Source organism: Bacillus sp. JJ1764 (assembly GCF_036962145.1).
Classification (GTDB): Bacteria; Bacillota; Bacilli; order Bacillales; family Cytobacillaceae; genus Neobacillus.
On the sequence record NZ_JBALNY010000196.1, the window covers coordinates 1 to 14,575 of the forward strand.

Annotated in this window: 15 protein-coding genes; 9 read left to right on the top strand and 6 right to left on the bottom strand. The window is 37.1% G+C overall.

Features of this window, described 5'->3' with window-relative positions; translation table 11 throughout:
• Together V7083_RS21295 and yiaA are read left to right on the top strand one after the other, a co-directional pair.
• Positions 1-183: hypothetical protein (locus V7083_RS21295; protein ID WP_335481794.1), on the top strand; the 183-nt coding region annotated here is incomplete at its 5' end.
• Positions 184-247: 64 nt separating this feature from the next.
• Positions 248-718 (top strand): inner membrane protein YiaA, encoded by a 471-nt coding sequence (gene yiaA, locus V7083_RS21300; protein ID WP_335481796.1) that lies wholly within the window; start codon positions 248-250, stop codon positions 716-718.
• 47 nt (positions 719-765) lie between these two features.
• On the opposite strand, the gene V7083_RS21305 is transcribed toward yiaA, so the two are convergent.
• Positions 766-1,095, bottom strand: coding sequence for a DUF1904 family protein (locus V7083_RS21305; protein WP_335481799.1), 330 nt, complete (start codon positions 1,093-1,095; stop codon positions 766-768).
• Positions 1,096-1,285: 190 nt separating this feature from the next.
• Positions 1,286-1,606, bottom strand: coding sequence for a hypothetical protein (locus tag V7083_RS21310; protein WP_335481802.1), 321 nt, complete (start codon positions 1,604-1,606; stop codon positions 1,286-1,288).
• A 168-nt stretch (positions 1,607-1,774) separates the two neighbouring features.
• Between V7083_RS21310 and V7083_RS21315 the strand changes: the two genes are divergently transcribed.
• Complete coding sequence (locus V7083_RS21315) at positions 1,775-2,464, top strand: ABC transporter ATP-binding protein (protein WP_335481805.1); 690 nt, start codon at positions 1,775-1,777, stop codon at positions 2,462-2,464.
• On the top strand, positions 2,461-3,813 hold the full coding sequence (locus tag V7083_RS21320) for an ABC transporter permease (protein WP_335481808.1): 1,353 nt from the start codon (positions 2,461-2,463) through the stop codon (positions 3,811-3,813). The genes V7083_RS21315 and V7083_RS21320 overlap by 4 nt, the downstream gene beginning before the upstream one ends.
• Before the next feature lie 89 nt (positions 3,814-3,902).
• Here V7083_RS21320 and V7083_RS21325 read toward each other — a convergent pair whose 3' ends face one another.
• The gene (locus V7083_RS21325) at positions 3,903-5,765 is read right to left on the bottom strand and encodes a sigma-54 interaction domain-containing protein (protein ID WP_335481811.1); all 1,863 of its coding nucleotides are present in this window, start codon (positions 5,763-5,765) and stop codon (positions 3,903-3,905) included.
• A gap of 218 nt (positions 5,766-5,983) precedes the next feature.
• Between V7083_RS21325 and V7083_RS21330 the strand changes: the two genes are divergently transcribed.
• From V7083_RS21330 to V7083_RS21350, 5 genes are all read left to right on the top strand, one after another.
• Positions 5,984-6,970, top strand: a complete 987-nt coding sequence (locus V7083_RS21330) for a heme-dependent oxidative N-demethylase family protein (RefSeq protein WP_335481814.1) — start codon at positions 5,984-5,986, stop codon at positions 6,968-6,970.
• 26 nt (positions 6,971-6,996) lie between these two features.
• Entirely contained in the window at positions 6,997-7,512 is a 516-nt protein-coding gene (locus tag V7083_RS21335) for a dimethylamine monooxygenase subunit DmmA family protein (protein ID WP_335481817.1), read from the top strand.
• Positions 7,513-7,534: 22 nt separating this feature from the next.
• Positions 7,535-8,509 (top strand): PDR/VanB family oxidoreductase, encoded by a 975-nt coding sequence (locus tag V7083_RS21340; protein ID WP_335481820.1) that lies wholly within the window; start codon positions 7,535-7,537, stop codon positions 8,507-8,509.
• A 58-nt stretch (positions 8,510-8,567) separates the two neighbouring features.
• Positions 8,568-10,064, top strand: a complete 1,497-nt coding sequence (locus V7083_RS21345) for an aldehyde dehydrogenase family protein (protein WP_335481823.1) — start codon at positions 8,568-8,570, stop codon at positions 10,062-10,064.
• 173 nt (positions 10,065-10,237) lie between these two features.
• Positions 10,238-11,785: an APC family permease gene (locus tag V7083_RS21350; RefSeq protein WP_335481826.1), complete on the top strand. Its 1,548-nt coding sequence runs from the start codon at positions 10,238-10,240 to the stop codon at positions 11,783-11,785.
• 175 nt (positions 11,786-11,960) lie between these two features.
• On the opposite strand, the gene V7083_RS21355 is transcribed toward V7083_RS21350, so the two are convergent.
• From V7083_RS21355 to brnQ, 3 genes are all read right to left on the bottom strand, one after another.
• Complete coding sequence (locus tag V7083_RS21355; protein WP_335481829.1) at positions 11,961-12,440, bottom strand: glutathione peroxidase; 480 nt, start codon at positions 12,438-12,440, stop codon at positions 11,961-11,963.
• An 85-nt stretch (positions 12,441-12,525) separates the two neighbouring features.
• Positions 12,526-12,966, bottom strand: a complete 441-nt coding sequence (locus V7083_RS21360) for a MarR family winged helix-turn-helix transcriptional regulator (protein WP_335481832.1) — start codon at positions 12,964-12,966, stop codon at positions 12,526-12,528.
• A gap of 105 nt (positions 12,967-13,071) precedes the next feature.
• Positions 13,072-14,406 carry a branched-chain amino acid transport system II carrier protein gene (gene brnQ / locus V7083_RS21365; protein WP_335481834.1) on the bottom strand — a complete coding sequence of 445 codons (1,335 nt, stop codon included), beginning with the start codon at positions 14,404-14,406 and terminating at the stop codon, positions 13,072-13,074.
• Between the last annotated feature and the right edge of the window lie 169 nt (positions 14,407-14,575).

Consider the following 14,575-nt stretch of genomic DNA (forward strand, 5'->3'; position numbering starts at 1 on the left):
TTGATGGTGTCCGAAGACGGGGCAACTTCAGACGCAGTATTAAAAACGATAGACCCCCTTCCAACCCTTAACACAAGGACATATTCTAAGAAATTTTCCCCAAAAAACACAAAGGAAGATTTTAATGAAGTAATTGGAAAAGGAGTAAAAATTATCTATCCTTTGCACAAAAAATCTATATAATTATAGGTAGGAGTACTATAGGTGCTCCATTTTTATTACATTCAATGGGGAGGCGAAGTATTCAATGTCTAATGATAATGAGGTTCTATTAGATAAAGGAAAACAAAATGACACAAAAATAAAAATAGAAAGGAAAGAAGGAGAACCTACTCCAGCTTTCAAAGGCGCTTCTTGGGGAGCTCTGTTAGTAGGTATTTCTGCTTATCTGATAGGCTTGTTTAATGCTTCGATGCAACTAAACGAAAAGGGTTATTACTTTGCTGTCTTAATATTTGGGCTCTACTCAGCCGTATCTTTACAAAAGGCCGTAAGAGATAAAGAGGAAGGAATACCTGTTACTAATATTTATTATGGTATTAGTTGGTTTGCCCTAATTGTATCCATTTCATTAATGGGGATCGGTTTATACAATGCTGGGAGCATTGTTTTAAGTGAAAAGGGATTTTATGGAATGGCCTTTGTTCTTAGTATATTTGCTGCCGTAACAGTTCAAAAGAATATTAGAGATACACAGAGGGCAAGAGAAAGAGATTAATAACCTTATGTAAAATTGGGGGAGGATAGTTTTTCCTCCCTGTTTATTTAGGCAAAACTTTTCCCATTTAAATAATAATCCGACTCTCTAAAAGTACTAAAGGCAACTTCTACATCCGGTATCCCAAGAGCCTGAACCTGTCTTGTGATAATATGGGCAAATTCATCTTGAACCTTTTGACCCCGATCAAACCATTTTACTTCGATAAATGGGTAGCCCGGAACCTCACTTCCATCAAAAACAAATGTTGCATTCACAACCTCCAGCGTGAAATTATCTATCCCACACTCACAGAGCCGAGCTAATTCTTGAACCATGGGTTTACTGATGGTTTTTACTTGTTCAACTGTTATTCCTCTAATAAATAAATGAGGCATTAACATCCTCCTCCGCCATTTTTAAAAAATTCTCCATTGAAAGTCCACTAGTCCTATTATTTTCTAACTTAATCAATTAAAAAGTAGACTCCCTCTATCTGCCAAAATAATCAAACGAATAAATGGCATTATATATTTTTCATTATTATATTCTTTTCCCTTTTTAGCAATTTATTTATATACGTTAGATTTATGGTGCAAACGGAACAAAATATCTAAACATAAATGCCATAAATGCAAGTACAGAAACGGTACATATACAGGCCAAATGCAAAAGTATATATAGTATTTTACGTTTTCCTTTTATGTAAAACGAATAGATAAAACCAAATAAAGGGTTCAATATTAAAAATGGTAGAGAAATAGCGATGGTTACTTTTCCAAACATGTGCACAAACCTTGATTCCACTCCAGCTAATCGCAAAACACCCATAAGCAAAATGAAAACTACTAAGGTTGCTGTCAATGATGTTAGGGCAACTTTAGAGGGTTTTCGTAAAAATTCTTTCATAATAGATCACCTTTTACATTTTTATAACTAATATTCTTCTTTTTGTCATTAATTCCCTCCTAAAAAATGGAATTCATCTACTATTTTAACTTTTTTAAAATAACTGTAGGGAAATGTGGGATATTGATCGTCTATTAAGGTGATGCAGTTAGAAACAGGAGGAAATGTATGATTACTGTAAATAATTTAAGCCATGATTTTATAATTGGCAAAAAAGGCAGACAAACGATTATACCCGTACTAAGAGATATTTCTTTTTCTGTAGAAAAAGGTGAAATCGTTACGATTGTTGGGCGGAGTGGTTCAGGGAAATCAACCCTTCTAAATTTAGTAAGCGGGTTTATTCGTCCTACTAAAGGAAAAATCTCAATTAATGGTGTGGAGGTATCCGATTTTTCAGAAGGGAAATTTGCTGATTTCCGAATCCAAAATCTGGGCTTTATTTTTCAAAGCTTTCAATTGATACCGAGCATGACAGCATTTCAAAATGTCGAGCTGCCGTTAATATTAAAGGGAGTTACCGAGAGTCAGAGGAAAGAAAAAACCGAGCAAATGCTTCAAAGAGTAGGATTGCTGGATTATCAGGACCACTATCCTGGTGAATTATCCGGGGGACAGCAACAGCGGGTCAGTATTGCCAGAGCACTAATTGTTAGTCCTCCTATTATTCTAGCAGACGAGCCAACAGGTAGCCTTGATAGTGAAACAGAAGAAGAATTGCTGGAATTCATTCAAGAATTAAATACTAATTTGGGGATCACGTTTTTAATTATTACGCATGATGAAAAGGTAGCCAAAATCGGACATCGAACGATAGCATTAAAGGATGGCCGTATTGCCGAGGAGGTAATAATATGAGATTAAAGGACCAATTCCGCTTTGTTCGGCAAAACATGAAAAAAAATAAGACGAGAGTATTCATGACGATCCTTGCTACAGCAATGGGATGCGCCTTTCTTATTGTCCTAGCTTCAGTTGGTTTTGGGTTACAGAAATCTGTTGTCAAGGAAATTACGGAAAGACGGGTCATGACACAAATTGATGTTCACGGCCGAGAAGGAAAAGACAATAAAGGTTTCCGACAGATTACCGATAAAGATATTCCATTTTTTGAAAAGATTAAAAATGTTAAAGCGATAACAAGAAGAAAAGAATTGCAGCAGCAAACCCAGTTTACAATTGGGAATTATCAGGAGGACACACAAGCTTTTGTAACGAATTTTCCAGAGGAAATAAAGGCAGGTTTTGAGTTATCAGAAGGACGTTTGCCAAAAACGAAGAATGAGATTGTCATTGGCTACAACTTCCCTCTCAATCTCGCAGCAAAGGATGCCGGTGAAGATCTTTTAGATAACAATGGTCAAGTAAAGAAAAAGTATCTTTATGCTGACCAGCTAATCGGGAAAACGATTGAAGTAGCCATTAAACAAAACAAAGACGGCAAGCAGGTGGAAAAAGTATTTCCTCTTACAGTGGTTGGGATATCACAAAAGCCAACAAAGGACTGGGTTGAGGATCGAAGCGTTTTTATTTCGGATGATCTTTTAAGGGATATTGAAAACTTTACTGGAACCCCCAGAGGAATCCTGCTTGACCCAAACAGCCAGGAATCACCACAGGGATTAGAGGAAATGTACGAATCTTACAATGAGGTTAAGGTTTATGCAAAAAACATGGAATCGGTTCAGGGAATTGTAGATGAGTTACAAAAAGGGAACTATGCCACCTATTCTGTTGTAAATGAGTTAAAAGAAGTAAACACCGTATTTATGATTGCTAAAGCGGGGCTCATATTTATTGGCACAATTGCGATTCTTATTGCCTCCATCGGCATCTATAACACGATGACAATGGCAGTAACGGAACGTGCGCCTGATATTGGCATTATGAAAGCGATTGGGGCCAATCCCAAAACTATCAAACGGATCTTTCTGCTGGAAAGCAGTTATATTGGTTTAAATGGCGCGATATTTGGAACAGTCGTTTCCTACGGAATAAGTTATGGGGTCAATCTTCTTATCCCCTTTATTATCAAACAAGCATTTGGTAAAGACACGATGTTGAACGTGATCTTTAGTGACATTCCACCGATATTGCCGGTTATTTGCTTTATTATCTGCTTCCTGGTGACTATTATTTCCGGATTCCGACCGGCACAGCGTGCAACACAGGTTGATGTTTTAAAAGCTATGCGCAGAGAAGTTTAAATAAAAAAATTGGTACCGAAAGACAAAATGCAAGGTTATTGCCACCTTGCATTTTGTAGTATGATCATTACCACAGAAGTTGCCTACAGCTAGTGCTTTTTTAACATATCCTCTATTCTTTTTAACTCCGTTTCGATATATGCTCTGCTATGATCAAAGCCGATAATGGCTAACACTTTTCCAGTATGATCCATGATGGGGGCAAAACTTGTTTTCCATTCTCCATAAATATCTTCATATAAAGGGGTTACTCCAGCCCTTCCATTCATTGCCTCAAAGGCAACCTTCAAATTTTCTGGCGGAGCTTCATAGATTTGTCCAGCTGGGATAACGAAGTCTTCATCGGCTACTATCGTCAGCATTTTGTTATTTTCTAAGACCTTAAAAATGTAAACCCACTCAATGATTCCTTCTTGTTCTCTTATTTTCGTTAATTTTTTTTGGACGTTTTTATAAGTTGTGCTGGAAGGTGAAGCATCATGATTAACTAATTCTGAAATTTCTTCTGGTAGAATAACGGCAGATGTAACGATTGCCATCGATCGTAATTGTTTATTGAGATGTTGTTCAAGGATCTGTCTTTTATTGGAAGGAGAGAGAGTCTCTTGTTGAATTCTTTCGCGAATTTTTTTGTATTTTCTGCTCATCGTAGGTTGACTGATATCCAGCACTTTTGCTGCAAGTTTCAGTGATTTATATTTTTCCATAGCCATTGTAATTAACCGTTCTTCGATGATATCAACTGCTTCCTGCAGCGGCATAATGTGATTGATCATCGGGGGCTCATGGCTCATAGCCTTTTCCCATGGAATGTATCTGTAAACTAGGCTTGAATCCACGTTAAATTCTCTACTGGTTACAACGATTCGTTCCACTGTATTTTCAAGTTGCCGAACATTGCCTGGCCAATCGTAAATAGATAATAATTCTATGGCATCCGGTAAAATATTAATTTGCCTATTAAATTTAGTATTATATTTTTCTACGAAATGAAAAATTAAATAAGGGATCTCTTCTATTCTTTCCCTAAGTGGAGGGATTTCAATAGGGACCACATTTAAACGATAATATAGATCTTCTCTAAATCGTTTTTCTTTCACCATTTTTTCCAATGATTGATTGGTTGCAGTAATAATTTGAACATCAATATGAATCGGTTTCGAACTTCCTAAAGGGGTTACTTCTTTTTCTTGTAAAATTCGAAGGAGTTTAACCTGCAAGTTCAGTGGCATTTCTCCTATTTCATCAAGAAAAATAATGCCTCCATTGGCTAATTCAAACTTTCCTGGAGCACCATTTTTATTAGCACCACTAAAGGCACCGCCGACATAGCCAAATAATTCACTTTCTAATAAATTTTCTGGAATGGCACCGCAATTAACGGCAATAAATGGTTTAGACCTTCTATTTCCTAACTGATGAATCGTTTTGGCGATCATTTCTTTACCAACACCGGATTCCCCTAATAAAAGAACAGATGTCGAGACTTTTGAGACCATCTCTATCGTATATATGATATCTTGCATTTTTTGACTATGAACGACCATTGTTGGAATGCCTTTTGGGTTCATGCCCTCTTTTATATTATTTGCATCTATTACTTGATTGGAGATCCCTTTTAACCCCCATATCAAAAATTCCCCGTCATTTGTATCCGGCGGGAAAACGGTTACAAGAATGTTACTGTCATTCCAAGCCCTTAATTGAAGTGAATGAGCCTCCCTATTTAATAACTGTAGTATGGGATCACCAAAGTACGAAATTTCTTCTAGTTCGTTAATGTTTCTTCCTATAAATGTGGTAGAGTTTGTTGACCAAAAATTTTTCAATCCCCCACTCCGAAATACAATGGTTCCGTTTAAGTTCGTCACCATAATTTCGTCGTAAATGGAAAGAATGCTCGATTGATAGGCTTGAAGTAGTTGTTCATTAGATAAAATGACGGACTCCACCCATTTAGCCCTCCTCTACAGAAGTTAAAATAGTGCAACTATTTAGTAAATTATTTCATATTTGAATCGAAATTTCAATTTTGAAATTATTTATTGAGGGTGAAACTCCATTTATGACTATTTTGTGAACTTTTTTTATTGGCACAATTATTGCACTCATATTATTGAGAAGATTAAACTTTCTAAATATTAATCTGATGTTTAAAGGAGGAACATAAATGTACGAATCTACTAATCTTGATGTATTCCCCTACCCTTTTCACCATATTAAAGAAGGTTCAAACTATCGATATTCCAACGACTTAAGAAAACTTGATAAGGAACGTATGAATTGCGTGATCATTACTCCTGAATATGAAAAACAAATAAAAAGAAAAAGAGAATTACTCATTGAACAACCTGAAGTAAGGTTCCAATCCTATCCCCATACGATGGAAATGCAATGGGAAGTGGCAGAAATGCTCATTCATATGGCGGTTGAACGCTACCCCGAGCACTTCCAAGTAAAAAAGAATGGTCATCATTGGACATTTCATAATTTGATTTTAAATGAAACGGAATCTTTCATTTTTGGTGATGCATCAAGTATAGAGCTTGAGCCTCTTGATTTAATTGGCCGCCATTTTACTACTGATTTTGTGCTAATGGTGATTAGAGATGAAAATCTTTATTTAGAAGTTGCACAAGAATCATATGCCGCTTTATTCTCCCCTCACTGGAATAAGGGGATGACATTTGACGAAATTCACGGACCAGTACCATTTGTTTCACGCACAGGGGTACCGCTGGCTGAAAGAGTTCGTAACTTCTTAATCCGTAATGTTTTACCTGGGGAACCTTGGACAAGAATTAATTGGAATCTAATGGCTAATCGCTGGGATGTTAACTATGAAACCTTTGATACTTGGGGACCAACTCGCCATTTGGTTACTCCTGAAAATGCCGGTGAACTAGTAAGACTTCGAGTAGAAGAACAATTTTTCTATCGGATGCCAAGAAGTAACGCTGTATTATTCGTATTAAATACCCAATTCCTTGCCATGAAGGATTTAGCCAAAAGACCAGAATGGCTAAAACAAACCTACTCTATTCTATCCGATATCCCTAAGCCTATGGCTGATTACAAAGGATTTACCCCATTTATTGACCCAACAATAGAATATTTGAAAAACTTAATAAAAAAAGTAGAATTACAAACCAACTAAGTTCAAAAAGATTGGAGGTATGGAAGGTGGTTTATAACAATCCGGTTTTATACGATCAATCTGAAACCATTGTAGAACATTTCAAGATAAAACAGGATCGTAGAAAATTACTGATCATTTCTGCTGATCCAGATCAAGCAAACACCGTCCAAAATTTCATAAATGAAATTATTGGTCAAAAGGAATATGAATTAATTGAAATGAACGATGTTGTTCAATTACATGATACAAAAAAAATTTTAGAATGCCAAAAAATGGGGACTCAACTTTATATTTCAGCAAAGTGGAATGATGCGGCAACGATTTTCTCAGCAGCCATTGAGGCGGGCTTTTCAGGAGATGAAATTCAAACACTTATTTCTGGAGAGAAGCGCCGTTATGTTTATTGCATGAAATGCTATCACCTGCAAGAGGTACAGCCAAAAGAGACGGAGACAATCTGTTACCATTGTCAAATCAGCTTAGAAATTGGCCCTTTCTTCTCCAGGGAGCGAAAAGGATATATTGGCTATCCTTACAACCCTGCTTTCGTAACCAATTAGCTAATCGAAAGGAGTGAGTTTTATGAAAGCATTCGGAAATATTGCGGTTTACGTAGATAAAATAGTGCAGGTAACAGATTTTGTAAAGCGCTTTCATCTAGTCCCCGTTCATCTTGAACTTTTACCCGCATTTACGGGTGGGGCCCATATTGCTACCTACCTAAAAACCGATGGCGAAGTGATTGAAAGAAATTATTCATTGGTTAGCCACCCCACTGACCGCACTCATTACGCCATTGCCATTCGTAAGGATGACAACTCAAGAGGGGGATCTGTGTATTGGCATGAAAAAGTCAAAGTGGGAGATCATTTAGAAATCAGTTGGCCCAAAAATCATTTCCCACTCGCCTTCAAATCAGCTAAACATCATGTGTTCTATGCAGCAGGCATTGGCATTACTCCCTTTTTGACCATGATGGAAGATTTAACGACTGAAGGAAAATCATTTGAATTGCATTATGGGGCAAGAACGAAAGAAGAATGTGCTTTCTTTGATGACTTGAATACAAAATATCCAGACAAATGCCATTTTTATTTTTCCAGAACTGCAACTCCTCATAAAATGACACCTGAATCAATGGCGGATCACAGGATTGGTACACATGTCTATTTCTGTGGACCCATCACAATGGTGAAGGAATTTAAGGCAGCCGCGGAAAGTTTTGGCTACCCAGACCATTCGATTCATTTTGAATTATTTGCTGCTGTTGATGAAGGCCCAAAAGATCCTTTTGTAGTTAAACTAGCGAACAGCAGCCAAACGGTTGAAGTGACCGAACAAGAAACATTATTAGAAGCGCTATTAAAAGCTGGCGTCCCTGCTCCCTATTCTTGTAAAGTTGGCGGTTGCGGAAGCTGTGAAGTCCAAGTAATCTCCGGGGAAATCGATCACCGGGATCACTTTTATAAAGATGAAGAAAGACAGACAAAGAGTGTTATTTTAACTTGTTGTTCTAGAGCTAAGGAATCGAAAAAAGAGCTCATTTTAAATCTGTAATACATGTATTGATTAAGAACTACCACTAAATTATTCAAAATACAAGGAGGCAAATTAAATGACGACAACTACTCAAGTACTAGAATTAAAGATGTATATCAATGGTGAATGGAAACGATCCAGTAATCAGGATACTAATAAGGTGATTAATCCAGCAAACGGTGAATTAATAGCTATCGCTCCTAGAGCCACTGTCGAAGAAACAGAAGAGGCTATTAAAGCAGCTAAAGAGACTTTCGAGAGTGGGGTTTGGTCTAAAATCAGTGCACAAGAACGTGCAGATTTTCTATTAAAAATCGCTGACAAAATAGATGAAAAACACGATGAGCTAGTCGAACTTGAAGTAAAAGATAATGGAAAAATAAAAGCTGAGGCTGATATTGATATCCATGATGCTGCCTCTTGTTTCCGCTATTATGCCGGTCTGATCAGAACACCGGATGGAGCAACTTATCACGTTGCAGATCCAATGCAAGCGATGGTCGTGCGTGAACCTGTGGGAGTTACGGGATTAATTGTTCCGTGGAATTTCCCATTTCTGATGAGTGTGTGGAAATTTGCCCCTGCTATGGCTGCCGGAAATACCATTGTCTATAAACCGGCTGAAGTAACACCAGTAACGGCCACTAAATTAGTAGAAATTATTGAAGAAGTCGGTGTTCCAAAAGGTGTAGTGAATTTGGTACTGGGTAAAGGTTCTGTGATTGGTGAAGTGATTGCACGAAGTCATAATGTAGATATGGTTTCCTTTACAGGAAGTACTGAGGTGGGAAAAAGCATTATGCGCAATGCTGCAGGCAATTTGAAAAAAATCTCCCTTGAACTAGGCGGCAAGTCACCTAACATTATATTTGCTGATGCTGATTTTGAAGCTGCAGTAGACCATGCATTACTAGGTATTTTCTACGGATCTGGTCAAGTATGTTCTGCCGGGAGCAGAATTATTGTAGAAGAAAGCATGTATGATCAATTTGTAAAAGAGTTTGTAAGACGTGCTAAAAATATTAAGGTGGGACCTGGATTAGAAGAAGGTTCCGAAATGGGTGCCATCGTAAGTGAAGCCCAACTTGATACCATTCTAGACTATATCGAAATAGGAAAAAAAGAAGGTGCTACACTAGCTTGTGGAGGTAACCGCCTGTTTGAAGATGGTTTAGATAAAGGATTCTTTATCGAACCAACCGTTTTCATAGATGTGACTCCAGAAATGCGGATTATAAAGGAAGAAATCTTCGGACCAGTTGCTGTTATTCAAAAATTCAAAGATGAAGAGGAAGCTGTAAAACTAGCAAATGATACGATTTACGGTCTAGCCGGCGGTGTATTTACTTCTGATGGAGCGAAAGCAATGCGAGTAATTAAAGAAGTCCGCGCAGGAATTACCTGGATTAACGCGTATGGTCCAACATACAACGAAGCACCATGGCATGGATATAAACAAAGCGGTATTGGATCCAGTCTTGGAACGTTTGGTTTAGATGAATTCCAAGAAGTGAAACAAATCAATATTAATCTTGCCGTAGGACCAACAGGCTGGTTTTCAGATAAAAAATAATTTAATAGATAGATTGTTTATCACTACTTTTGTAAATTTTATTTGAGAGTGGTTTGAACAAAACCACTCTTGACATAATTTTATCTCTTTTAAATAACTGAATATTTATATAATTTAGAATTTAGTTTATAATAGGACTTATTGAATTTATACTTTACTAAGGAGGCTCAAATATGAAAGAAAATGTAAAAAAACAAATAGGTGGAACTGCCTCAGTGCATCATGATGATGATGCTCATTTGGCATCGCTTGGGTATGAATCTGAATTTAAACGCGACATGAGCCCGTGGGCAAACTTTTCCCTTGGGTTCACCTATCTTTCTCCCGTAGTAGGTGTGTACACAGTATTTGCTTACGCACTTGCGCAAGCAGGTCCACCTATGTTTTGGAGTCTAGTGATTTGTGGCCTCGGACAATTATTAGTTGCACTTGTCTTTAGTGAAATTGTTGCACAATTCCCAGTTGCAGGAGGAGTTTATCCTTGGGCCCGGAGACTATGGGGACGTAAGTATGCGTGGATGACTGGCTGGGTTTATTTAATCGCTTTATTTGTTACGATTGCCAGTGTTGCTTATGGAGCTGGGCCTTTTCTGGCGCAAATATTAGGTTATGAAGCATCTGTAAGCTCCACGGTTCTTTGTGCATTAGCCCTATTAGTACTGGCAACAATCATCAATTTTCTTGGCACAAAGGCTTTGGCAGCTGCAGCAATCATTGGTTTCACTGCAGAAATTCTAGGTGCACTGGCAGTTGGTTTTTGGCTGCTAATTACACATAGGTATCACGGACTTGGAGTGCTCTTTGATTCTTTTGGCGCCGGTAGTGGCCAAAGTTACCTTTATGCCTTTGCTGCAGCTGGATTAATTGGAACCTTTCTATACTTTGGGTTCGAAGCTTGTGGTGATGTCGCAGAGGAAGTACCCAATCCAGGTGTTCTGATCCCGAAAGCAATGCGCCGGACCATTTACATCGGCGGTGCTGCCGCCATGTTTGTTTGCCTTGCTTTAGTACTCTCCATTGCTGATATTCCGGCAGTAATTGCTGGTAAAGACGTTGCACCGGTTGATACCATCCTAACAAATGCCTTTGGTGTGGTTGGTGCAAAAATTGTCTTGGGTGTTGTTTTGATTTCTTTCATTTCATGTGTAATAAGTTTACAAGCAGCAGCCAGCCGACTTGCGTATTCATATGGGCGTGATGACATGATTATTGGAAGCCGGCTATTAAAGAAGTTTTCGACTGCCCGTCACATTCCTCCATATTCGCTGATTCTTTCAGCTATCGTTCCAGCCGTCATTGTGCTTGGTTCAATTGTGTCCGAAGATGCGCTAACAAAGATCGTCAGTTTTGCGTCGTTTGGCATTTATATTGGATTCCAAATGGTAGTTCTTGCTGCACTTCGAGCTAGACTAAAAGGTTGGAAGCCAAGCGGCAAGTACCAATTGGGCAAGTGGGGACTGCCTGTCAATATCGGCGCACTTATCTACGGAATCATTGCTATTGTAAACATGTGCTGGCCAAGAACCCCGGACGCTCCTTGGTATGATAATTATATCGTTCTACTTTCAGGAGTGGTGGTTATTGTTGTTGGTCTAATATATATGATGATTCATCGCAGCTACGGGCACAGCGATATGCCGTATGATGATGCGATTCCGAAAAAGACAGTTTATAACAATTCTATGGGTCTTGATTTACAAACTGATTCAACGAAGCAGTAAATCTAGGTAATCCAAGATTCTCCTTTTGATTTGCTGTTTATATCCAATGCAAGCTACGAAGTATTTATGGTATAGAAAAATGGCCAAGTTTTTTTACCTGGCCATTTTTCCTTGCTACTATGACATAATTTCCAAGACACCACTAAGCTTTTTATAGTTTTCTGTTGATGCTTTATTAATTCTGTATATATTTTTCTATATCATTTTTCATTTTGAGTGGCACTATTGTCGGAGAATATCTTTTTATTACATTTCCTTCAGCATCTATCAAAAATTTGGTGAAATTCCATTTGATTTCCTTGCCTAAAATTGATTTTGTCTGATTCTTTAAGTATTTATAAAGTGGATGAGCATTATGGCCGTTCACATCAATCTTTTCAAACATCGTAAAGGTAACTCCATAATTAAGTTGGCAAAATTGCTCAATCTCTTCATTGCTACCTGAATCTTGGTTGGCAAACTGATTACAAGGGAAACCAAGTATTTCTAGCCCTTTGTCTTTATACTGTTGATATAATTCCTCCAATTCTTTAAATTGCGGAGTTAATCCACATTTACTCGCAGTGTTGACAACTAGTACTACTTTCCCCTCATATTGCTTCATGCTCACTTCTTCCCCATTGATTCTTTTTGCTGAAAAATCATAAAAATTCATAACCTATTCTCCTCTTTTCGATTTATTAAAATTTAATTTTATTCAATTGATTTATGCGAATGAAAAGTTAAATCCCAAATGGAATTTAACTTTGTTCACTTGTCATATTCAATAATTCGTCAAGGTACTTTTTTAACATCATTACCGTTTCACTATTGCCCTTAAATTGAGAAAAGAGCTTTTCCGGAACATCCAATATCTCCTCTTTAAGCAACCTTCCCTTTTCGGTAAGTTCTACTGTAACGATACGATCATCTTCTTTATTTCTATATTTTATCACTAACCCCATAGATTCCAACTTTTTCACCACAGGAGTAAGGGTCCCTGAATCTAAATGCAATCTTAATCCTAAATCTTTGAAGTTGATTTTCTCTTCTTCCCAAATGACTAGCATTGTTACATACTGCGTGTATGTTAAATGATGTGGCTCAAGGATGGGCTTATACAGTTTAATAACTTCCCTTGACATAGCATAAAGGGGAAAACATATTTGATTTTCTAATTTTATTGATTCATATTTATCCATTAGAACTGCCCCACAGTATAATTTTAAACAATTTAATTTTATTAAATCAATCTTATATTTAAACTATAATACAAATTTTTTTTCCAGTCAATAGAATTGAAATTGTTATGCGGCAGTCCTTTCAGCTTTATTCTCTTTGAAAGTAATTTTTTCAATCATACTTCCCAAAGTTAAACCGATAAATCCCGGAATTACCCAACCAAATCCCTTAGTTTGTAAAGGTATAATAGATAATATCCCCGAAATGGAACCATGCAAAAATGTCGAATTAATCATTTCCGTTAAGCTATATAACCCAACCAGGCTGATTGTCATGGCATAAACGGGCCGTTTATTGAAAGGTAACCGATCGTGGCTTAGGCCTAAAATCATTAAGGTAATGGAGATCGGATATACCAGTCCAAGGATCGGAATGGATACTTTTAAAATTTGCGCCAGACCAAGATTTGCAATAAAACCACTGATCAGGCATAGAAGGACTGCCCAATTCAGATATGATAACTTCGGAAAAATACTTGAAAAATATTGAGCACATGATGTTATTAACCCTATACAAACACTTAAGCAGGCTAATGAAAAAATTAATCCTAACACAATCGTCCCACTTGTTCCAAACAATTGCTGCATAATTGTACTTAAAACAATCGCTCCATTATCCACTTTTCCTGATACCTGAGCAGAAGCTCCAAGATAGGCAATAATGAAATAACAAATAGTTAAAAGCAGAGCACAAATAAGACCAAATACGGCTAAATATTTTATCTGTAAGGATTGATTGCTTATTTTTTTGCTCTTAAAAATATTGATAAATACAATACCGTAAATTAATGCACAAAGGCCATCCATTGTTTGATAGCCATCTAAAAATCCTTGTGAGATAGGATTTTCTTTATACGCTAAAGTTGCTGCTTTAAAGTCTGGTAAATCAGTAAACATGGCTTTAATAAAAACAATGATAATTAAAATCAATAAGGACGGTGTTAAGATTTTACCAAATCGGTCAATTAATTTTGATGGTGACTTCGCAAACCAAAAAACGATACTAAAAAATACTACTGTATAAATCAATAAACCAAATGGAGAACCCTGTATGGTCGTTGGTAAAAAAGGCTTTACTCCCATTTCATAAGCAAGGCTGCCTGCCCGCGGAATGGCAAGTCCCGGTCCAATTGATAGATAAATGGCCATTGGAAACAGGAAGGCAAAAGTAGGATTGACTCTTTTAACTAACGTATCGAACGTACCTGATTTTGCAATAGCGATAAACCCGAATACTGCCAAGCCGGCATCTGATATAATGAAACCTATAACCGCTTCCCATACATTTTTCCCAGCGGCTTGTCCCAAAAAGGCTGGGAAAATTAAATTTCCAGCACCGAATAACATCGAAAACAACATAAAGCCAATAAACATGATTTCTTTATTGGTCAATTTATTCAATCAATTCACCTCAAAATGTTATTTTAAAATATTCCTTATTCTATCAAATCTTGTCGATTTTTAGTATGTAATTTTTAAAATTCCTTATAGATTTCACTAAATTAGGAACAATCCCCTTTACATACTTATTTTTCTATTAATAATGTCTCTATTAAACTTGTCTGTTGAT